This is a genomic window from Rhizobium sp. YTUHZ045 (assembly GCF_051124255.1).
GTDB lineage: Bacteria > Pseudomonadota > Alphaproteobacteria > Rhizobiales > Rhizobiaceae > Rhizobium.
Map to the genome: position 1 here is coordinate 2,611,498 of NZ_CP101432.1, position 20,599 is coordinate 2,632,096.

Consider the following 20,599-nt stretch of genomic DNA (forward strand, 5'->3'; position numbering starts at 1 on the left):
GAAGAACTAGCTATCGACGCAGCGACCACCGCAGGCCGATGGTCGCTGCGATCCCCAGTATCGGCCAAACCGCCCAGAAGGTCCCGCTCCAGGTGAGGACGTTGATGCCGATGATGCCGAGCGCCACAATCGCGAGCGTGGCCATCCTGCGGTCGAAACGCGTCTGTTCACGATTCCAGGCGAGCGCTGCAACAACGGCTATCGCAAGCAGTGGAAAGCGCGCCCAGAAAACACCCTGCCACGACAGGAGATTGATGAAGATCAGCACGACGGCGATGACGCCAAGCACGGCAAACAGCCTCCGTCCGCCGGACACCGGCCTTGCCTCGGCCGTGACGGCGGCGGCTGGCTGTTGCCGGGCGGCGGGTCGTTCGGCAGGCGGCGTTTCCTCGCCTCCCTCGCCGATTCTCACCGCGTAGCTCGGCACGCCCTCTTCGACGTTCTTCACTGTCAGCGGCCCGAGAAACTCGAAACCAACAGCCACCTTGTTGCGCACCTGATCGTAGACGGTGCTTGATATTACGATGCCTCCGGGCGAAGCCGACGTCTGCAGCCGCGCGGCGATATTGACGCCGTCGCCATAAATGTCATCGCCTTCGACGATCACGTCGCCGAGATTGATGCCGATGCGGAAGAGCATGCGCCCGTCGCTCGGGCGGCCGGCATTGAAGCCGGCAAGTTCGTTCTGGATATCGACGGCCGCGCGCACGGCTTCGACGACGCTCGGAAACTCGGCGATCAGTCCGTCGCCCCAGGTGTTGACGACGCGGCCGCCATGGCTCTCGATCAAATGTGCCATCGCGTCGCGGCAGCGCTTCAGCGTCGCAAGCGTCCCCTCCTCGTCGGCCCCCATCAGCCGTGTGTAGTCTTGCACGTCAGCACAGAAGATCGTCGTCAGCTTCCGCCGCGTTTCACTCATTGTCGCTCGCCTTTGCGCTATCCCGAAAGGTCGCCGCAAGGTGGAATTGGGTTGAGTGGAGACCAATATGAACGATTGCAGCGGCGTTAAATTACGCAGCCTTTGTGTTTGTTGCCATCGATAATTGCCGATCGCCGCCGGATGCGGACAAAGGATGGAGGCGTACGATGCGCTTTAGCCCGACACGTTGCAAAACAACGGATCATTGAACGATCTTGCGCGGGCTTGCCGTGTGTTCCTTCGCCACGCTGCTCGAACCGTCGATTTCCTGAAGCAGCACATCGTAGCCCCAAAGATCGGCAAGATGTTGCAGGACGAGCTTCGTGTCACCTTCCTGCAGATAGCAGCCGTTCATGACGATATGCTGCAGCAACAGGCGACGGTCGCCGGCGAGATCGACATCGACGATATCGATTGCCGGATCGGTCCAGCCGATATCGTATTCGCGGGAGAGCTGGCGACGAATGCGCAGATAGCCGCGTTCATTGTGAATTGCCGAAACCAGCACACCTTCGGTCTGTTCCGGATCGTCGTAGAGATGGAACAGCCGAAACCGCCGGATCAGGTTCGGACTGAGGAACTGGCTGATGAAACTTTCGTCGCGGTAATTCGCCCAGATGTCGCGCAGGACCCCCATCGCGTCGCCTCTTCCCGCGATATCGGAAAACCATGCCCGGTCCTCTTCCGTCGGCTTCGTGACGATCCTCTCGATGTCCTGCATCATCGCAAAACCAAGCGCATAGGGATTGAAACCCGAGAACCGCCGATCGTCGTAGTTTGGCTGGAAGACGACATTGGCGTGCGACTTCAGGAATTCGAGGAAGTTGCCGTCGCTGATCTGCCCCCGCTCGTGAAGTCGGTTCATGATCTGATAGTGGACGAAGGTGGCGGTTCCCTCGTTCATGACCTTGGTCTGCCGCTGGGGATGGAAATATTGCGCGACGTGGCGCACGATGCGAAGGATCTCGCGCTGCCACGGCTGCAGCCGGGGCGCAGATTTCTCGAGAAAATAGAGGATATTATCCTGCGGGAGACCGAGCGCGGCGCGCCGCTTTTCCAAGCCTATGTCACCCGTCTTCTTCGCCTTCCCGACGGGAACCGTGCGCCACAGATCGTTGAACATCTGCTCCTCGTGGGCGCGACGCTCCTGTTCCCGCTTCTCCTCCTGGCGAAGGTCGATGGTGGTCTTGCCGGCATATCGATGCACCCCATGCGACATGAGCGCATGCGCCGCATCGAGCGTTCTTTCGACCGCCGTCTCGCCGTAGCGCTCTTCGCAGCGGGTGATATAGCCTTTGGCGAAATCGAGATAATCAAGAATTCCCTCGGCATCGGTCCAGAGCTTGAAGAGATAGTTGTTCTTGAAGAAGTGATTGTGGCCGAAGGCCGCATGGGCGGTGACGAGCGTCTGCATCGTCGCCGTGTTTTCCTCCATCAGATAGGAGATGCAGGGAGAGCTGTTGATGACGATCTCGTAGGCAAGATCACGCATCCCGCGGCGGTAGAAGGTCTCGTGATGCGCGAAGTGCTTTCCGAAAGACCAATGACGGTAAAAGAGCGGCATGCCGGTCGAGGAATAGGCATCCAGCATCTGCTCCGAGGTAATGACTTCGATCTGGTTCGGATAGACATCGAGGCCGAGTTCACCGAGCGCGATCTCTTCGCACGCATCGTGGATGCGCTGCAGCGTTGCAAAGTCCCAGTCGGCCCCCTCGAATAGGAGCCGCTCTCTTGGCCTCACCGTCATGGTCATGGCGTCACCTTCGACTGTGCCTCACGTTTCTGGAAGAGATCGTGGAAAACAGGGAATATTTCGCTTCGCCGGCAGACCTTGCGCATTGAAAGCGGCAGCGGTTCGGAACGGATCCCATCATAGAGCATCCACAGCGGCGATCGCGATATTGAAGAATCGCCGCCCTCCTCGCCGACTTCGATATAGGCGAAATACTGGCATAGCGGCAAAATCTCGCGCAGCAGCTGCCCGGTCAGATTTCCGTCCGAATGGGCGTTGTCGCCATCCGAGGCCTGGGCACCATAAATATTCCACTCCGCCGGGTCGAAACGCGCTGCGATAATTGCCCGCATTGCGGCAAGCGCACTCGAAACCAGCGTGCCACCCGTCGCCGGGCCGTAGAAGAAGGTTTCCTCATCGACCTCCTCAGCCCTGTCGGTATGACGGATGAAGACGATTTCCACCTTCTTGTAGCGTTTCGACAGGAAAAGGTAGAGCAGCAGATAGAATCGCTTCGCGAGGTCCTTCATGTGCTCCGACATGGAGCCTGACACGTCCATCAGGCAGAACATCACCGCTTTCGCGACGGGCTTCGGCTCGTTTTCGAAGCGGCGATAGCGGACATCAAGCGGATCGATATAGGGAATGCGCCGGCTTTTTTCCGTCAGGGCTTTGAGTTTTGTCTCAAGCGCCAGACGGGTCTCCTCGTCCTCGCATTCCTCGATCTGCCGCTGCAGGGCTTCGATTTCTTCGCGGCGTGGGCGGCCAAGCGCAACGCGGCGCATCATTGCCAGCTTCGTCGTGCGGCCGACGGCAATGTTGGAAGGCGACCCTGATACGGAATAGCCGGCCCGGAACGGAGTTTCCTCCTCGGTTTCGGCTAGACGCCGCTTGGCGAGGTCTGGCAATTCGAGGTCGTCAAGGAACACATCGAGGAATTCCTCCCGCGTCAGTACGAAACGGAAGCCATCCTCACCGTCGCCCTCGCCTGCATCTTTTGGTTTTCCGCCCTTCCCGCCCGGCGGCCGCGGAATGATGTCCCCCTCGACGAAAGCCCGGTTCCCGGGCAGGATGTGGTCGGCGATGCCGCCTTCACCCCTTCGAAAGCTTGGTTCTGCCATCCCATCGATCGGCAGGCTGATCTCCCCGCCGTCGAGCACGTCTCGAATGTTTCGATTTTGCAGCGAACGTTTCACCGCCTGCTGCACGGCTCCCTTCATGCGTCGAAGGAACCGCTGACGATTTTCCAGACTTTTACCGCGCGGATTTAGCCGCCGGTCGACAATGTGCATAATGGCTCCGCATTAACTTGCCTGTTTGACGCGCATGTACCATTCGACGAGGCGCCGAACCTGCCGTTCCGTGTAACCTCGCGCGGCCATGCGCGAGACGAATTCGCTATGCTTCTTTTCTGTTTCCGAATCCTTCTTCGATCCGAAGGAAATCACCGGCAAGAGATCTTCGACCTGCGAGAACATACGCTTCTCGATGACTTCCCGGATTTTCTCGTAGCTCGTCCATGACGGATTTTTTCCGCCATTGGCTGCCCGCGATCTCAGCGAGAACTTGACGATTTCGTTGCGGAAATCCTTCGGATTGGCGATTCCCGCCGGCTTTTCGATCTTCGTCAGCTCCTGATTGAGGAGCTCGCGGTCGAGAAGCTGACCAGTATCGGGATCCTTGAAGTCCACATCTTCGATCCAGGCGTCGGCATAATCTACATAACGGTCGAACAGATTCTGTCCGTAGTCCGAATAGGATTCAAGATAGGCTTTCTGAATCTCGTTGCCAATGAACTCTGCGTAGCGTGGCGCAAGATCGGCCTTGATGAATTCCAGATAGCGCTTCTCGACATCATCAGGGAATTGCTCGCGACGGATCGCCTGTTCCAGCACATACATCAGATGGACGGGATCGGCGCCGATATCGGTGGTGTCGTGATTGAAGGTGGAGGCGAGCACTTTGAAGGCGAAGCGAGTTGATATCCCGTCCATGCCTTCATCGATGCCGGCAGCATCCCGGTATTCCTGGACACTGCGGGCGCGCGGATCGCTTTCTTTCAGGCTCTCCCCGTCATAGGTGCGCATCTTCGAGAAGAAGGTCGAATTTTCGTGCTTGCGCAGCCGTGAAAGGACGGAGAAACGCGCTAGCATTTCGAGCGTTGCCGGGGCGCATGGAGCATCCACCAGTTCCGATCCCTCGATCAGTTTTTCGTAGATCTTCTGTTCCTCTGTCACCCTCAGGCAATAGGGCACTTTGATCACACAGATACGGTCGATAAAGGCCTCATTGTTCTTGTTGGCCTTAAAGGTCTGCCACTCCGCCTCGTTCGAATGAGCAAGGACGATGCCGGAGAAAGGTATGGCACCGATATTCTCGGAGCCGATATAATTGCCCTCCTGCGTTGCCGTCAGCAGCGGGTGCAGCATCTTGATCGGCGCCTTGAACATCTCGACGAATTCGAGCACGCCCTGATTGGCCCGGTTCAGCCCGCCCGAATAGCTGTAGGCATCCGGATCATTCTGAGAGTAGGTTTCCAGCTTGCGGATATCTACCTTGCCGACCAACGAGGAGATGTCCTGGTTGTTCTCATCGCCTGGCTCGGTCTTCGCGATTGCTATCTGGCGCAATCGCGAAGGTTGTATCCTGACGACGCGGAATCGAGAAATATCGCCTCCGAAATCGTCGAGCCGCTTCAGGCACCACGGGCTCATCAATCCGTTCAGCCGCCGCTGCGGGATTCCATACTGCTCCTGCAGGAGCGGGCCCATCGTCTCCGGATCGAAGAGGTTGAGCGGGCTTTCGAACACGGGACTGATCTCGTCACCGGCCTTCAGCACATAGATCGGATGCACTTCCATCAACTGCTTCAGCCGCTCAGCCAGCGAGGACTTGCCGCCCCCGACCGGACCGAGCAGATAAAGAATCTGCTTGCGCTCCTCGAGCCCCTGCGCTGCATGCCGAAAGAAGGAGACGATGCGTTCGATTGTCTCTTCCATACCGTGAAAACCGGCAAAGGCCGGATAAACCCGGATGGTCCTGTTCATGAAGATTCTGCCGAGGCGCGCATCCTTGGCAGTGTCAACCATCTGCGGCTCACCTATTGCCGCGAGCAGACGCTCGGTCGCATTGGCATAGGCGATCGGATCGGTTTTGCAGAGATCGAGATATTCCGAAACCGACAGGTCGCTTTCGCGGCGCGCTTCATAACTGCGGGTAAACGCATCGAATACGGATTCACTCAGCATGGGACCTCCATTAAGGTTATGCCGCAGGCTCTAAGCCGTATAACCATCGAGATGGCCACGGCGTTCCTTAGAATCAATAGTTTCGTAGGTATATTCGACGCTGACGTTCCGTTTGTAGCAATGCACAAAATTGTGCATGCACCGGTATTTTTTTACTCCACGAAACTGTTTCTCATTCTAGTTGAGAAAGGGGTCGTTGGCATATCAGCACATTTAGCGACGTGACATGAATGTCAAAAAGGTGTGCAATGGCGCCCGTGATTCGAGCCGTGGAAATTCGACGTTAGCCGCCGGTGAGAGCAAGCTGGCGCTGACGTCAGGGGTGCCAGAGCGCGCTCGCCGTGGGATGAAACCGGGCGAATCGTCACGATGCGCCGTCTCGATCATGCGTCTCCAGCGCTCTTAGCCATTGAATGCCTTCTCCAGCGCAGCCACATCGATCTTGACCATGCCAAGCATGACTTCGGTGACGCGCCTTGCCCGCTCGCGATCTTCGTCGGCGATCATCTCGGAGAGAGCGCGCGGGACGATCTGCCAGGAAAGACCCCAGCGGTCCTTCAGCCAGCCGCAGGCCTCCGGCATGCCGCCATTGGCGAGGAAAGCATCCCATATCCGATCGATCTCCGCCTGGCTTTCCAGAAGGATGGCGATCGAAAAGGAATGGTTGAAGCTGTCGAGTGGACCGGCCTTCATCGCCAGGAAGGCCTGGTCGCCAAGCGTGAACTCGATCAGCTCGACACTGCCAGGAGGGCCGCTCGGCGTTTCCGCCGGAAGTATGGTGGTGCGGCCGATCGTGGAATCCGGAATGATCGACACGTAGAATTCAACGGCTTCGCGTGCCTGCTCGGCGAACCAGAGATTTGAAATGACCTTTGGCATAGACAGCCTCCTTGTTGGCGAGTATCCCGGACTTCTGTCCGTGCTTCGAGGACGTCTGGTCGGCGCCGGTTCCGACAGGCCGCGATCGGAATTTTTCGCCCGCTCACCCGCGGCAGCCTCGCCACCCGCACCCAGGCAATAGTGGTCGTTCGGGAATGAAAGCAGAACATCTTTTCTGGTCTTTCCTTCCCGAATCACTACATTACGCGCCATGAGCAATAGTTTCGACGATATTCCCTTCTTCGACGAAGAGCCCGGCGAAGTGGCGCGCAAGCCGCAGCCGTCCGTCGCTGCAGCCGGAAGGCCCGCCGCTGGCGGCGGCATCGCCGCCCGCGCCATGGCGGCGCGCAACGGCGGCAAGCGGCCGGATTATCTCGCTGGACTGAACCCGGAACAGACTGAAGCCGTCGAAACGCTGGAAGGTCCTGTCCTCGTGCTCGCCGGCGCCGGCACCGGAAAGACACGCGTGCTGACGACCCGCATCGCCCATATCCTCAACACCGGCCGCGCCTTCCCGTCGCAGATCCTCGCCGTCACCTTTACCAACAAGGCCGCGCGCGAGATGAAGGAGCGCATCGCCCTGCTCGTCGGCGGCGCCGTCGAAGGCATGCCCTGGCTCGGCACCTTCCATTCGATCGGCGTCAAGCTTCTGCGCCGCCACGCCGAGCTGGTTGGCCTCAGTTCCGATTTCACCATCCTCGACACCGATGACGTCGTCCGCCTGATCAAGCAGTTGATCCAGGCCGAAGGTCTCGACGACAAGCGCTGGCCGGCAAAGCAGTTCGCCGGCATGATCGACACCTGGAAGAACAAGGGCCTCGGCCCGGCCGATATTCCCGAAGGCGATGCCCGCGCCTTCGCCAATGGCCGCGGCCGCGATCTCTATTTCGCCTATCAGGCGCGCTTGTCGACGCTGAACGCCTGCGATTTCGGCGACCTGCTAATGCATCCGATCGCGATCTTCCGCAAGAATCCGGATCTCCTAAAGGAATATCACGGCCGCTTCCGCTATATCCTCGTCGACGAATATCAGGATACCAACACCGCCCAATATATGTGGCTGAGGCTGCTGGCCCAGCGCAGCAAGGGCGAGCCGCAGAATGTCTGCTGCGTCGGTGACGACGACCAGTCGATCTATGGCTGGCGCGGTGCGGAGGTCGACAATATTCTTCGCTTCGAGAAGGATTTCCCCGGCGCCAAGGTGATCAAGCTCGAGCGCAACTACCGATCGACCGAACATATCCTCGGTGCCGCCGCCCATCTGATCGCCCATAATGAAGGGCGTCTGGGCAAGACGTTGTTCACCGATCGCACCGATCCCGATGACGTCAAGGTGCAGGTTCACGCCTCCTGGGACTCCGAGGAGGAAGCTCGCGCCATTGGCGAGGAGATCGAGCAACTCCAGCGCAGCAAGCATCTGCTGAACGACATGGCGATCCTGGTGCGCGCCTCCTTCCAGATGCGCGAATTCGAAGATCGCTTCGTCACCCTTGGCCTCAACTACCGAGTCATTGGCGGCCCGCGCTTCTATGAGCGCCTCGAAATCCGCGATGCCATGGCCTATTTCCGGCTCGTCGCACAACCGGCCGACGACCTCGCCTTCGAGCGCATCATCAACACGCCGAAGCGTGGCCTCGGCGATACAACGGTGCGTGCGCTGCATGATTATGCCCGCGCCCGCGACATCCCGATGCTGGCGGCAGCGGCCGACATCATCGAAACGGACGAGCTGAAGCCAAAGGCGCGCAAAGCCCTCTTCGACGTGATTCAATCCTTCCGCCGATGGCAGGAGCTGCTTGAAAACACACCGCATACCGAACTTGCCGAGCAGATCCTCGAAGAGTCCGGCTATACCGACATGTGGAAGAACGACAAGAGCGCCGAAGCCCCGGGTCGACTGGAAAACCTGAAGGAACTGATCCGCTCGATGGAAAGCTTCGAGTCGATGCGCGGCTTCCTTGAGCACGTATCGCTCGTCATGGACGCCGAGACCAACGAGAACCTCGACGCCGTCTCGATCATGACGCTGCACTCGGCCAAAGGCCTGGAATTCGACACGGTCTTCCTGCCCGGCTGGGAGGAAGGCCTTTTTCCGCACCAGCGCTCGCTCGATGAAAGCGGCCGCGCCGGCCTGGAGGAGGAACGCCGTCTCGCCTATGTCGGCATTACCCGCGCCAAACGCCGCTGCCACATCTGGTTCGTCTCCAACCGCCGCATTCACGGTCTCTGGCAATCGACCCTGCCCTCGCGTTTCCTGGACGAACTGCCGGAGAGCCATGTCGAGATCGCCGAGATGGAACAGAGCTATGGCGGTTACGGCCGCGGCGGCTACGGCCAGTCCCGCTTCGACAAGGCCGAACCTTTCGCCAACTCCTATTCGACCCCCGGCTGGAAACGTGCGCAGGCCAACAGGACCGACGCCACCCGCGATAATTGGGGCACCCGCTCCGGCCACGCCGTCGAACGCATCGGTTACGGCGAAAGCGGCCCGAAGGGGCGCATGATCGACGGCGAACTGGTGGCGAAGTCCACGTCCTCGGAGCCGTCGCGCTTCACCCTCGGCGACCGCGTCTTCCACTTGAAGTTCGGCAACGGCAACATCACCGGCATCGAAGGCAACAAGCTGACGATCGATTTCGATCGCGCCGGCCAGAAACGGGTGCTGGACGGGTTCGTCGAGCGCGTCTGATTTTGCGGCTATACTGCGTGGGGAACCCTTACCCGAACATCCGCATACTGCTGAGCCCGAGAATATCGTTCAGCAGGGCGATGCCCATTCCGACGGCGACGATCGACAGCCCGATCAGGAACAGTCGCCGAGCCCGGTCATATTTTGCGGCGAGCAGGGAGTCGCGCGCGAGCAGATCGGCAAACACCTTCACCTGAATGGCGATACCGACGGTCAGGAACGACATCGGCAGCAGATCGACGCGGCTCCAGTCATTGGGATTGGACACCCAGAGACTGATGAAATTGAGGGAGAAACCAAGAATGATCCCGGTCGCAGTCAGCGAGCCATTTCGGAAGGTGGCATCGATCTTTTCATCTGCTTGAGGCTCGGACATGGCTTCAATCTCGATTTGCTGATGAGCCAAGAAGGCAGAAATCGCGGCGGCGGGCAAGCTCGAGCGGACGTCGCCGTCGAAGACGGTGCTGCAGCACCTCAGCCGGTAAACCGATGAAGGCTGACACCGGGAAAATGAGGCTCTGCCGGGGAGATCCCGCAGCGTAAAAACTTCTGCTCCCGCCATTTCGAGAGGAGAGTCAGCGCGACCAATATCCACGGTTGCATTAGCGTGTGCTTTTTCGACCAGCCACTACCGGAGGTACTAGAATTAACACTTGCGCACCCGCGCTGGGAAATCCACTAGTGGTGTGTTCGGTGCATTTGGCATTTGCATTGCAATAACGCGAAGGGATTGGCCTTGATGAAAGCGCTGCTGCTCGTCGATATCCAAAACGGCTTCTGTCCCGGCGGCAATCTGCCGGTGCCGGACGGCGACAAGGTGGTTCCCGTCGCAAACCGGCTGATCGACAGCGGCAAATATGATTTGATCGTCGCCTCGCAGGACTGGCATCCGCCCGGCCACGGCAGTTTCGCCTCCGCCCATCCGGGCGCCGCTCCCTTCGAGATGGGCGAATTGTCCGACAAGCCACAGATGATGTGGCCCGACCACTGTATCCAGGGTACGCTCGACGCCGAACTGCATCCGGACCTGAGATCCGAAGAGATCGACCTGATCCAGCAGAAGGGCGAGGATCCCAGGATCGACAGCTATTCGGCATTCCGCGACAATGACCGGGATGCTTCGACCGGTCTTTCCAATTTTCTCCAGGAACAGGGTGTCACCGATCTCGACGTCTGCGGGCTGGCAACTGATTACTGTGTCAAGTTCTCGGCGCTCGACGCGCTCGAGATGATGCCTGGTGTGCGCGTGCGCTTCATCGAGGATGCAAGTCGCGGCATTACCCCCGAAGGTGTTGCCGCCGCTATCGACGAGATGCGGGCGCATGGCATCGCTGTGATTAAAAGCGCAGATGCCTTGCGCCAATGAGCTTGCGATCGCCGACTATTTCAACAAATAGGCGTCGAATGTCTCATCGCTGCCGGCAGTGGGGCCGAAGCGCTTGACGAGGATCGTCTCGCTCCGGAATGCGGAAATGTCCTCTGGCGTCAGGGACAGCAGCCAATTGTAACTTTCGCGCAATGAGACCGGCGCGGCAATTCGCTCAAGCCGCTGTGAGAGAAGGATGACGACGGGGGCATGCTCGCTCTGCTGCAACTGCCGCGCCGTCTGCAGAATGTCGGCAAGGCTGAGAGAAAGCCGCGCATTGCGGGTATAATGCACAATGGCACCGAACCGTTCCTCTCTTAGAAGATAGGTGCGATTGGAAACGTAATAGGGCAAGGCTTCCACGAGATAGTCGGGATCCGCCATGATGATCGCATCCTTGAGATCAGCACGAGATTGAATGAACGAGCCGAGATCCTGGGCTCGGCTGAGCGGCATATCGGTGAAAAGGAATTGATGGACCCTCTCGATGCCGGAAGCGACCTGCAGCGCGAGCAATATCATGAAGCACAGACGCCCGATCTTCACGACGACGCCGGCAGCTTCGGTACCGGCAACATCGGCGAGGCCGACCCGAGGCGGCTGGGTCAAAGCGGTGATTGCGATCATGAAGACCAGCCACAGCGCCTGATGCCTGTAGCTACCTGGGTAAACGAGCGTAAAAAGCAGGGAAAGCCCGAGGAGAACCAGTGCTGCTGCGAACATCGCCGGTCGCCGGTTGGCCAGCCCCAACAGACTGCCATAGATGAGCACAGCCATGAGCGACGCGAAAATCCGGGCGAGCGATGGATCAGCCACGACCAGTTCAAGGACCCGGTCGGGGTAGAATGCCATGAAATAGGAACTGGCCGCGGTAAAGGCAGAAAGGACAAGCAAAGCGAAATTCTTGTCCGCGAGATCGTTCTGCCCGGCATCGTTGAAGGTCGGATAGACCGTCATGACGCATAGAACAACGCCGACCGCGGCAATGGCAGCAGCTGTCACAAAGGCCCGATATGCGCTCAAACGGGGTCTTGGCCGCGCCAGAACCAGATCGAAAAACCAATAGGCGAGAAAGCCGCCGACGAGGACGACCGAGTGGACATTGGTATTTGCCAGCAAGGCAAACAAAAAGCCGAGCAATATCCCGTTGCGTACTCCCCTCTCCCAGCTCAGGACGATAAGGAAGACCACCAGCATGCTGATGCCGTAATTTCGCGACATTGCCGCATAATCGAAAATCGAGAAGCTGCTGAACAGCGACAGCAGCATGATGGGAAGGGGCAGTTTCAACCGGAAAACAAGAAGGTAGGCGGCGGCCGCCGCAATCGTCAGTGCGACGATTTTCAAGACGACGGGTGAGCCGACTATGACATAGGCGGCGCGCAGCAGGATATACCATAGTGTAGGATGCCCCTCACCCTGCAGTTGGCGAAGCATAGCGGCGAAATTGTCTCCCTGAAGGGCCAGTGACAATGCGCGAACTTCGTCACGCCATACCGTTTCGGACCAGCAAAGCGCAGACGCCAGCGCAAGCCAGGCGAGGAAGAGCATCGCGTTGGCGAGCCTGGCGGATCGTGGTTCATCAATAACAGAGACAATCAGGGCCAAATGACACCAACCTGGTGACGGAAAGCGCCGACCGTATCGCCGCAGCCATAATTTGGCGTTAAGCAGGCCTGCCGTCTGATTTTCAGGCGCTGGACTTCTGCTCTCTCTCGAGAAGATGGATATCTTCGGCCACGTCTTCCATTCTCTTCAATAAGGCAGCCTGGGCATCTCTCAGCCCTCGATTGTAGAAGTAAGGCCCGATCTCCTCGGTAAAAAAATCGAGCAGGAATTCGGCCGGCAGGGTGCCGATGGGATCCAGTTCGCGGTCGAAATAAACGCGGATGCGTGAAACGATCTCAGCCTTTTCTTCCCTGGAAAATTCGATCTTCTGCATGCCTGCCTCTCCGACAAATGCAATCACGACGTTGATGCTTCAGCGAAATCGATTGGTCAATCAACGAAATTCAATTGCCGCGGAAGACCGTAGCCCATAAGGAAAACCTGAATTTCCAACAGGACACTCACATGAAGCGCGCCGACTTTGTTGAAGGTTTGCGGGGCGGCTCGGCCGTTGCGCTGGCATCGGCGCCCTTTGGCGCGCTGTTCGGAGCACTGGCGGTTGAAAACGGCATGTCGCTTTCCGAGGCCGCCTTCATGAGCGCCACCGTCTATGCCGGTGCCAGCCAGATGGTCGGAATCGAACTCTTCGGCCACCAGGTTCATGCCTGGCTGATCGTGCTTTCGATCCTGGCCGTCAATTTTCGCCATGTGCTCTATTCGGCGGCCTTAGCACGCTACATCGGCCATTTCACCCCGGTGCAGAAGTTCTTCACCTTTTTCCTGCTCGTCGATCCGCAATTTGCCGAGGCGGTCAAGCGGGGCGAAGCCGGCAAATCGCTTACCTTCGCCTGGTATCTCGGCTTCGGCGTCATCATCTACATTCCCTGGGTGCTGATCAGCGTCGCCGGCGGCCTGCTCGGCGGCTTCATCGGCGATCCCAAGGCAATTGGACTCGATATCTTGCTGCCGGCCTATTTCCTCGGCATCGTCCTCGGCTTCCGCAAGCGCGACAACTTCCTGCCGGTGGCGCTCGTCAGCGCGGTAGCATCAGTGCTCGCCTACCGCTATGTCGGCTCGCCCTGGCATGTCAGCCTGGGTGCGGCCGCCGGCATCGTGCTGGCTGCCCTGCTGCCGCTGCCGCGCGAGGTGCCGGATCTCGAAGCCGACGCCTTTCAATCCGAAGTGCACGAGGTCTGAGCCATGGAATTCGATCTCCATATGGCGCTCGTCATACTCGCCGCAGCAGTCGCCACCTTCGCCACCCGCATCGGCGGTTATATCCTCATCACCCGAATGAAGAGCATTCCCCCGCGCATGGAAGCGGCGCTGAACGCCGTGCCGGCCGCCGTGCTGACCACTCTTGTCGCACCTGCCTTCTTCATTGGCGGCTGGGAATCGAAACTGGCGCTGATCGTTGCCCTCTTCGTCGGCCTGCGCATTTCCCATACATGGATGCTGATTGCCGCTTGGGTTGTCGTGATGGCATGGCGCTACACGATCGGCGCCTGAACCCTGGCCTTGCGCCTGAAAGCGCGCGGCCTTGCAGCCCGAAAGCAGTGTTCCGCCGTCTGTTGCCTAATATTCGAGCGGCAGCGTCGCGTTTTCGAGCCACGCCCTGACGTCGGGATCGTGGATCAGCGGCATCAGCGCCTCGCATGTGCGGCGGTGATAGTCGTTGAACCAATGCAGCTCATCATGGGTCAGAAGCTCGGGAATGACGAGGTTGCGGTCGATCGGGCAGAAGGTCAGCGTCTCGAAGCCGAGCATCGGCATGTCGCCGCCTTCGATTTCCTCGGCGCCGCGCACATAGATCAGGTTCTCGATCCGGATGCCGAAGCTGCCAGGCCGGTAATAACCGGGCTCGTTCGAAAGGATCATCCCGGGCAGCAGCTCCTGCGTCGAAAGCCGGGAGATGCGCTGCGGCCCCTCATGCACAGAGAGATAGGAGCCGACCCCATGCCCTGTGCCATGGGCAAAATCGGCGCCCGCCCGCCACAGCGCGATCCGCGCCAGCGGATCGAGGTCGCAGCCCCGTGTACCCTTCGGGAAACGTGCCGTGCTGATCTGGATCATTCCCTTGAGCACCATCGTGAAGAAACGGCGATGCTCCTCTGACACCGTGCCGATCCCGACCGTGCGGGTAATATCGGTCGTGCCGTTGATATATTGCGCACCGGAATCGATCAGGAAGAGTTCGCCTGCCGCGATCATCCGGTTGGTCTCGGTGGTAACGCGATAATGCATGATCGCCGCATGTTCGCCGGCGCCCGAGATCGTATCGAAGGAAATATCCTTCAGCGGGTTCTGCATGCTCTGGCCGACCCGAGCGCGCACCGCCTCCAGATGTTCGGCAGCAGCAATTTCGCTTACGCTGCCCGGCTTCTCCTGCGAAAGCCAATAAAGGAATTCCACCATCGCTGCTCCATCCTGCAGATGTGCAGCGGCCGAGCCGTTGATTTCGACGTCGTTTTTCACCGCGCGCGGCAGCTTAGCGGGGTCGGCGCCCTCCACCACTTCGCCGCCCGACTCGCGGATAATCTCCGCCAGCGCATGGGAGGCGATATCAGCATCGATCAGCACGCGGCGATCCCTGGAAACGGCAGCAAGCCTCTCTTCGAGTGCCGATGGCGGAAGTTGCGTGCATATCTGCCCGAGATAAGCCTCAGTCTCGATTCCAGTCTTGCGCTTGTCCAGGAAGAGTTCGGACCGCCCGTCGGCGTGGATAATGGCGCGCGCCAGCGGATGCGGCGTGTGCGGCACGTCGGCACCGCGGATATTGAAGATCCAGGCAACCGAGGAGGGATCCGCAATCAGCACCGCGGCGAGGTTCTTCTTCGAAAGATCCGCGGCAATCGTCGCAATCTTATCGCTTGCCAGCACGCCGGCTTGGGCGACATTCTGGATGGTGACGGCGCCGAGCGGCTCGGCAGGCCGATCGCTCCACAACCTGTCGAGCGGATTGTACGGCAGGAAGACCAACCTCCCGCCGATCTCCGCCAGTGCTCTTTCCAGACGCCGTACTTCCGCGCCGGCGTGAAGCCAGGGATCGATGCCGAGCCTCAGCCCCTTAGTTCCGTTTGCCGGAAGCCAGACATGCGGCGGCTCGTTCACCAGATCGCCGCCCGAAAACACCGAGCCGTCGACTTGTTCGGCGAGCTGCGTCACATAGCGTCCGTCGACGAAGACGATCGCCTGCGTCCGCAGGATCAGCGCGATGCCCGTCGAGCCGGTGAAACCCGTCAGCCATGCCAGCCGCTCGGAGCAGGCCGGAACATATTCGCCGTTGAACTCATCGGCGCGCGGCACGAGGAAAGCATCGATGCCTAGCGAATCGAAAGTAGCGCGCAGCGCCGAAACTCGTTCCTTGCCGAACTGCGGCGTGGAGGTGACTTCGAAAGACTGGAACATGCTGGAAATCCGAATAGTTGAAACGAATCTGGTTAACGGGATGCCGGCCATGTTAGCGAAATTTAAATCGATGGGGAGAAAAAGCGACGAAACGAGGCGAAACCGTTGGGCCTGCTCGGCATTTTGACGGAACTGTGACACCAAAAGTTAATTTGGCACGCTTTATGCATTGGCCGCATGGCTCCCATGATGAAAACCCTCTGCCTCCGCATTTCAGAATAGCTATATAGCCACCATAGAACGGTTCGGATGAGCCAGCAAACAAAGGAATTTTTGAAATGACCGCCTCTCTCTCGCGCTTCGCATACAGCAGCCCGGTGCAGGCTGGCGAACGCCAGACTGTGCGTCACGTGATCGGCGCCCGCCGCCCGCAGAACGAGGACAGCCTCAAGCTTCTCGGCGCCGGCCAGCGCGTCACGCGCCACCAGGGCGCCCCCAGCTACGCGTTCTAAGCTTAAAGCCTGTCCGTCTCCTCCCTCCCGGACCGGCCTATTGGAATGCAGTAGAGCCCGCTCGAGCGCTCCTCCTCCTTCGAGCTCGCGGTCATTGACCGGAAGACCGGTCCAAGGCGGTGCCATCGGCGCCGCCTTTTTCTTTTGTGAACGGCACGGGAAGCGCGCTATCCTGTGGAACAACTGAGGTCACGGCTTGTTCCCTCTTCTCTCCAGCGGGGAAGAAGGTGGCCCGTAGGGTCGGATGAGGGTGCCGCACGGCACACCCTTCATTGTCCTTCGCTTGCGCTCAGCGCATTCGCGGCTTCGCCGCTCACCCCTCATCTGCCCTTCGGGCATCTTCTCCCCGCCGGGGAGAAGAGGGAGTAAGTCGCACCCGTCGCCCCGATCCTCTCCCTCCTCAAGGCCGATCGAAATGAATCGTCACCCAGCCGTTCCGCCAGATCGTCCTGACATGCCGGAGCCGCGCGCCGCTATAGGCGGCGATCACCTTCCACCGTTGTGACGCGAGAATGCCTGAAAGGATCACCGATCCGCCGGGCGCAAGATGCGTGGCGAGCTTTGGCGCCATCCGGATCAACGGCCGGGCGAGAATATTGGCGATGATGAGGTCGAAGGGGCCATTCTCCGAGAAGGCCGTCGAATGGAACCCCGGTGCGGTCTTCGTGACGATGCCAGACGCGATGCCATTGCGTCGTACGTTCTCAGCCGCGACCAGCGTTGCGATCGGATCGATATCGGTCGCAAGCACCGGGATGTTTTTGAGCTTACGCACCGCGATCGCCAGGACGCCACTGCCTGTGCCGAGATCAAGCGCATTGCGAACCCGGCGCGAACACATCACTGCATCGATCATCTCCAGGCAACCGGCCGTCGTTCCGTGATGGCCGGTACCGAAGGCTTGGCCGGCATCGATCTCGATGGCGATGTCACCGGAGCGGACCTTGTCTCGGTCATGCGAGCCATGCACCAGGAAGCGCCCCGCCCTGACCGGCTTCAGGCCCTCCAGCGATTTCGCCACCCAATCAACATCCGGGATGACTTCTCGCGACAGCTGAGCATCGGGAAAAGCGACCTTCAGCGCTGCCTCGATGCGGGAGCGCACATCCGCCTCGTCCTCGGCCATCATATAGACCGAGGCCTCCCATATATCCTTCTTCTCATCGATTTCGGTGGTGCCGATGGCAAAGTCTTCTTCGCCGAAGACTTGGGTCAGGAGATCGAGGATCGCTTCGGCCTGGCTTTCGGTAGTCGGCACGTAAAGGCGGATTTCACTCACGATAGGCGGTCTTTCCCGTTTCCCTTGCCCGCCATCGGTCGAGCCAACGTCCCATCACGCTGAAGCCATCACCCCTTATGGACGAGATTCTCCAACTTCTTTACCGCCGTGTCCGGATTTTCGCCATAGGCGATCGTTCCGGAAAACCGCCCGGCGGAATCGAGCAGGAAGACCGACGCAGTATGATCCATCGTATAGTCGCCGTTTGGATCCTTCTCGTCGACCGGCACCTTCTTGGCATAGACGCGGAACCCCTTGATGACCTCGGTGATCTTGTCCGGTGGGCCCGAAATGCCGGTAATTCGCTTGGAAACGTTGGACACGTACTCGTTCATGATCTCGGGCGTATCGCGCTCCGGATCGACGGTCACAAAATAGGCCTGCAGCTTGTCACCATTGGGATCGACCTTCTCCATCCAGCCGTTCAGTTCGAACAGCGTCGTCGGGCAAACTTCCGGGCAATGGGTAAAGCCGAAGAACAGCGCCGTCGGCTTGCCGCGGAGCGCCTGCTCGGTGATCGGTTGGCCGCTCTGGGAAACCAGTGTGAAGGGCACGCCGAACGGCGGTTCCGCCACGACATCCTGAGACGTCATGGGATACCACCTGACCGCACCGAGAACTCCGGCAAGTATCAGAACACCGATCCAGACGGCGATGCGAAATGTCTTCATTGGCGTGGCCCTCAGTCTGAGGCGGTCATGGCCCCGCCGGCGTGATTATAGCCTCAGGCGGAGGCGCGCAATTCAAGAATATGTTTTCTGACCCGTGATTAATTGCCTCAGGGGCAGAAGCTGTCCAGGGCGGAAAAATCGTCGAACCGCGATAGCGCACATCAAAAAGCGGCATCATTTGAACCACTTGCTCTTAAGGTGAACAGATAAGTTCAAGAGAAACATCATTAGGAAAGGCTTAAATCGTCATCTTTATATTTAGCAGTGCGTGCGGCTCGATCGAGCCGTTCTGACATGAAGTCTGCCGAGTGGCGAAAACCCCGGACGCCGCGTGAGGGTAGCAAAAACATAAACCCGAGCGGTTTGTGGAGGGGTCTTTTCATGACGAATTCATCGGTGCGCAAGAGCCTGTCGGTCAGCCAGCGGCTCTGGACACTGGGCGGTGCGGCCTTCATCGGTTTCGGAACGATGCTCGGCGTCGGCTGGTACGAGAACATGCGGGTCGACACGGCGTTGCGCCGCGCCGGCGAGATCCAGGCCAGCGTCAACCATATCGGCGACATGCGGCTTGCGAATCTGACGATGGTCTTGGCCGCGATGGACATTATCGTCGACAAGGACAGCAAGGCCGTCGAACCCGAGCGCATCAAACTAATCGGTGATTCGCTGACTGCTCTTTCGGGTGGTTCGAAAGAGATGCACCTTCTTGCGCATGAAATGCAAGTCGACAGCCTGTTGAAGAGCTATGACGCCGATGTCGCCGCAATCGGCAAGGCAATACAGGTCGATCTCGTCGCGCTGGTTCAGCAGGGCGCGGCTGATGCGGAATTCGACAAAATCGACGACGCGATCGACGGCGCCGGCGAAGAGCTGACCGCGACCCTCGACAAGCTCGCCGCTGAAGGCACGGTTTTCGCCCAGCAGCATGTCGAGCTCGCCAATGCCGTGTCGCGAGAGGCCCTCATCCTGCAGATCGGCCTCGGCGTCCTGGCCATCCTCATCATGGGTGTCCTGCAATATGTCCATGGCGGTTCGATCCGGCGTGGCATCGGCGCCGTGCGCGAAAGCATGCAGCGCATCATGAATGGCGATCTTGCCAGCAACGTCGCTGAAAAGACCCGCGGCGACGAAATCGGCGAGATGGCTCGCGCCGCCGACGGCTTCCGCCTCGCCGCGATCGAGAAGCGCGACCTTGAAGCCCAGGCCCAGACAGACAGACAGCGCAGCGATGCTGAGCACCGTGCCCGCGAAGCCGCCAAGCTCGCCGACGCCGAGGCGCTCAGCGCCGCCGTCGCCGCTCTTGGCGCCGGCCTTACCCGCCTTTCGGGCGGCGACGTGACCGTGACCATCGACCAGCCTTTCCGCGAAGAGCTGGAGCGCTTGCGCCTGGACTTCAACCAGACGACCGCGACGCTGCGCAAGGCGATGAGCGACATCGCCATCAACAGCAGCTCGATCGAGGCGAACAGCCGCCAGATGCGCGCCGCCGCCGACGATCTCGCCAAGCGCACCGAACAGCAGGCCGCCTCGCTGGAAGAGACGTCCGCCGCCCTCGATCAGATCACCGCCACCGTCCGCAACGCCACCAGCCGCGCCGAGGAAGTGGGCCACATGGTCTCCCACACCCGCGAAAATACCGCGAAATCGGATATCGTTGTCGGTGATGCGATGGCCGCGATGGAGCGAATCGAGGGCGCCTCCCGCGAGATCGGCAAGATCATCAACGTCATCGACGAGATCGCCTTCCAGACGAACCTGCTCGCGCTCAACGCCGGCGTCGAGGCCGCACGCGCCGGCGAGGCCGGCAAGGGCTTCGCCGTCGTCGCCCAGGAAGTGCGCGAACTCGCCGGCCGTGCTGCGGGTGCTGCCAAGGATATCAAGGCCTTGATCGGAAAATCCGGCGAGGAAGTGAAGATCGGCGGCGAACTGGTGACAGCCGCCGGTGAAGCGCTTCGCCAGATCGGCGAGGATGTTCTGCGCATCGACGAACATGTTAAATCAATCGTAACCTCTGCGCGCGAACAATCAGTCGGATTGAACGAAATCAACACTTCGATCAGCCAGATGGATCAGGTCACGCAGAAGAACGCGGCCATGGTGGAAGAGACGAATGCCGCAAGCCATACGCTCGCCGTCGACGCCGAAAATCTGACGCAACTGATCAAGCAGTTCAAAACCGGCGAGGGCATGAGCGCCCGGCAAACGCCGCGAGAGGCAACCGCCACCTCGCATTCGAGACCTTCTCCCGCACGCAGCCTGATCGGCAAAGTCGCGGGCGCATTCGACGGCGGTTCTGCCGCCAAAGCCATCGCCGCTCCCGCCGGGGACAATTGGGAAGAATTCTGATC

At 59.6% G+C, this 20,599-nt stretch carries 17 protein-coding genes; 6 read left to right on the forward strand and 11 right to left on the reverse strand.

Going from position 1 to position 20,599, the window contains the following annotated elements:
- Window positions 1-10: 10 nt before the first annotated feature.
- From NMA58_RS13225 to NMA58_RS13245, 5 genes are all read right to left on the reverse strand, one after another.
- Window positions 11-919 carry an adenylate/guanylate cyclase domain-containing protein gene (locus tag NMA58_RS13225; RefSeq protein ID WP_434710483.1) on the reverse strand — a complete coding sequence of 303 codons (909 nt, stop codon included), beginning with the start codon at window positions 917-919 and terminating at the stop codon, window positions 11-13.
- A gap of 202 nt (window positions 920-1,121) precedes the next feature.
- On the reverse strand, window positions 1,122-2,672 hold the full coding sequence (locus tag NMA58_RS13230) for a SpoVR family protein (RefSeq protein WP_434710485.1): 1,551 nt from the start codon (window positions 2,670-2,672) through the stop codon (window positions 1,122-1,124).
- A complete protein-coding gene (locus NMA58_RS13235; protein ID WP_097597978.1) occupies window positions 2,669-3,943 on the reverse strand; it encodes a YeaH/YhbH family protein in 1,275 nt (424 codons plus the stop codon). The genes NMA58_RS13230 and NMA58_RS13235 overlap by 4 nt, the downstream gene beginning before the upstream one ends.
- Window positions 3,944-3,955: 12 nt before the next feature.
- Window positions 3,956-5,899, reverse strand: coding sequence for a PrkA family serine protein kinase (locus NMA58_RS13240; protein WP_434710487.1), 1,944 nt, complete (start codon window positions 5,897-5,899; stop codon window positions 3,956-3,958).
- A 402-nt stretch (window positions 5,900-6,301) separates the two neighbouring features.
- Entirely contained in the window at window positions 6,302-6,778 is a 477-nt protein-coding gene (locus tag NMA58_RS13245) for a VOC family protein (RefSeq protein WP_430958339.1), read from the reverse strand.
- Window positions 6,779-6,989: 211 nt separating this feature from the next.
- Between NMA58_RS13245 and NMA58_RS13250 the strand changes: the two genes are divergently transcribed.
- The gene (locus NMA58_RS13250; RefSeq protein WP_434710489.1) at window positions 6,990-9,467 is read left to right on the forward strand and encodes an ATP-dependent helicase; all 2,478 of its coding nucleotides are present in this window, start codon (window positions 6,990-6,992) and stop codon (window positions 9,465-9,467) included.
- A 28-nt stretch (window positions 9,468-9,495) separates the two neighbouring features.
- Here NMA58_RS13250 and NMA58_RS13255 read toward each other — a convergent pair whose 3' ends face one another.
- Window positions 9,496-9,843, reverse strand: a complete 348-nt coding sequence (locus tag NMA58_RS13255; protein WP_097598119.1) for a hypothetical protein — start codon at window positions 9,841-9,843, stop codon at window positions 9,496-9,498.
- 363 nt (window positions 9,844-10,206) lie between these two features.
- On the opposite strand from NMA58_RS13255, the gene pncA reads away from it, so the two are divergent.
- Complete coding sequence (gene pncA, locus NMA58_RS13260; RefSeq protein WP_434710491.1) at window positions 10,207-10,833, forward strand: bifunctional nicotinamidase/pyrazinamidase; 627 nt, start codon at window positions 10,207-10,209, stop codon at window positions 10,831-10,833.
- 15 nt (window positions 10,834-10,848) lie between these two features.
- Here pncA and NMA58_RS13265 read toward each other — a convergent pair whose 3' ends face one another.
- Complete coding sequence (locus NMA58_RS13265; RefSeq protein ID WP_434710493.1) at window positions 10,849-12,441, reverse strand: hypothetical protein; 1,593 nt, start codon at window positions 12,439-12,441, stop codon at window positions 10,849-10,851.
- A gap of 82 nt (window positions 12,442-12,523) precedes the next feature.
- Window positions 12,524-12,775, reverse strand: coding sequence for a DUF2164 domain-containing protein (locus tag NMA58_RS13270; protein ID WP_434710495.1), 252 nt, complete (start codon window positions 12,773-12,775; stop codon window positions 12,524-12,526).
- 131 nt (window positions 12,776-12,906) lie between these two features.
- Here NMA58_RS13270 and NMA58_RS13275 point away from each other — a divergent pair, with 131 nt between their 5' ends.
- On the forward strand, window positions 12,907-13,638 hold the full coding sequence (locus NMA58_RS13275) for an AzlC family ABC transporter permease (RefSeq protein ID WP_434710497.1): 732 nt from the start codon (window positions 12,907-12,909) through the stop codon (window positions 13,636-13,638).
- Window positions 13,639-13,641: 3 nt separating this feature from the next.
- Window positions 13,642-13,950: an AzlD family protein gene (locus NMA58_RS13280; RefSeq protein WP_434710499.1), complete on the forward strand. Its 309-nt coding sequence runs from the start codon at window positions 13,642-13,644 to the stop codon at window positions 13,948-13,950.
- 66 nt (window positions 13,951-14,016) lie between these two features.
- On the opposite strand, the gene NMA58_RS13285 is transcribed toward NMA58_RS13280, so the two are convergent.
- Entirely contained in the window at window positions 14,017-15,849 is a 1,833-nt protein-coding gene (locus NMA58_RS13285) for an aminopeptidase P family protein (RefSeq protein WP_434710501.1), read from the reverse strand.
- A gap of 278 nt (window positions 15,850-16,127) precedes the next feature.
- On the opposite strand from NMA58_RS13285, the gene NMA58_RS13290 reads away from it, so the two are divergent.
- On the forward strand, window positions 16,128-16,301 hold the full coding sequence (locus tag NMA58_RS13290) for a hypothetical protein (RefSeq protein WP_004668779.1): 174 nt from the start codon (window positions 16,128-16,130) through the stop codon (window positions 16,299-16,301).
- Window positions 16,302-16,701: 400 nt separating this feature from the next.
- Here NMA58_RS13290 and NMA58_RS13295 read toward each other — a convergent pair whose 3' ends face one another.
- Window positions 16,702-17,580 (reverse strand): 50S ribosomal protein L11 methyltransferase, encoded by an 879-nt coding sequence (locus tag NMA58_RS13295; protein WP_434710504.1) that lies wholly within the window; start codon window positions 17,578-17,580, stop codon window positions 16,702-16,704.
- Between the two features lie 68 nt (window positions 17,581-17,648).
- Window positions 17,649-18,251: an SCO family protein gene (locus NMA58_RS13300; protein ID WP_430958332.1), complete on the reverse strand. Its 603-nt coding sequence runs from the start codon at window positions 18,249-18,251 to the stop codon at window positions 17,649-17,651.
- Window positions 18,252-18,632: 381 nt separating this feature from the next.
- Between NMA58_RS13300 and NMA58_RS13305 the strand changes: the two genes are divergently transcribed.
- Window positions 18,633-20,597 (forward strand): methyl-accepting chemotaxis protein, encoded by a 1,965-nt coding sequence (locus NMA58_RS13305; RefSeq protein WP_434710506.1) that lies wholly within the window; start codon window positions 18,633-18,635, stop codon window positions 20,595-20,597.
- Window positions 20,598-20,599 lie beyond the last annotated feature (2 nt).

What these genes read in the sequence shown, in the direction of transcription:
- NMA58_RS13225 (WP_434710483.1), bottom strand. Translation starts at nt 919, where the DNA reads ATGAGTGAAACGCGGCGGAAGCTGACGACGATCTTCTGTGCTGACGTG.
- NMA58_RS13230 (WP_434710485.1), bottom strand. Translation starts at nt 2,672, where the DNA reads ATGACCATGACGGTGAGGCCAAGAGAGCGGCTCCTATTCGAGGGGGCC.
- NMA58_RS13235 (WP_097597978.1), bottom strand. Translation starts at nt 3,943, where the DNA reads ATGCACATTGTCGACCGGCGGCTAAATCCGCGCGGTAAAAGTCTGGAA.
- NMA58_RS13240 (WP_434710487.1), bottom strand. Translation starts at nt 5,899, where the DNA reads ATGCTGAGTGAATCCGTATTCGATGCGTTTACCCGCAGTTATGAAGCG.
- NMA58_RS13245 (WP_430958339.1), bottom strand. Translation starts at nt 6,778, where the DNA reads ATGCCAAAGGTCATTTCAAATCTCTGGTTCGCCGAGCAGGCACGCGAA.
- NMA58_RS13250 (WP_434710489.1), top strand. Translation starts at nt 6,990, where the DNA reads ATGAGCAATAGTTTCGACGATATTCCCTTCTTCGACGAAGAGCCCGGC.
- NMA58_RS13255 (WP_097598119.1), bottom strand. Translation starts at nt 9,843, where the DNA reads ATGTCCGAGCCTCAAGCAGATGAAAAGATCGATGCCACCTTCCGAAAT.
- pncA (WP_434710491.1), top strand. Translation starts at nt 10,207, where the DNA reads ATGAAAGCGCTGCTGCTCGTCGATATCCAAAACGGCTTCTGTCCCGGC.
- NMA58_RS13270 (WP_434710495.1), bottom strand. Translation starts at nt 12,775, where the DNA reads ATGCAGAAGATCGAATTTTCCAGGGAAGAAAAGGCTGAGATCGTTTCA.
- NMA58_RS13275 (WP_434710497.1), top strand. Translation starts at nt 12,907, where the DNA reads ATGAAGCGCGCCGACTTTGTTGAAGGTTTGCGGGGCGGCTCGGCCGTT.
- NMA58_RS13280 (WP_434710499.1), top strand. Translation starts at nt 13,642, where the DNA reads ATGGAATTCGATCTCCATATGGCGCTCGTCATACTCGCCGCAGCAGTC.
- NMA58_RS13285 (WP_434710501.1), bottom strand. Translation starts at nt 15,849, where the DNA reads ATGTTCCAGTCTTTCGAAGTCACCTCCACGCCGCAGTTCGGCAAGGAA.
- NMA58_RS13290 (WP_004668779.1), top strand. Translation starts at nt 16,128, where the DNA reads ATGACCGCCTCTCTCTCGCGCTTCGCATACAGCAGCCCGGTGCAGGCT.
- NMA58_RS13300 (WP_430958332.1), bottom strand. Translation starts at nt 18,251, where the DNA reads ATGAAGACATTTCGCATCGCCGTCTGGATCGGTGTTCTGATACTTGCC.
- NMA58_RS13305 (WP_434710506.1), top strand. Translation starts at nt 18,633, where the DNA reads ATGACGAATTCATCGGTGCGCAAGAGCCTGTCGGTCAGCCAGCGGCTC.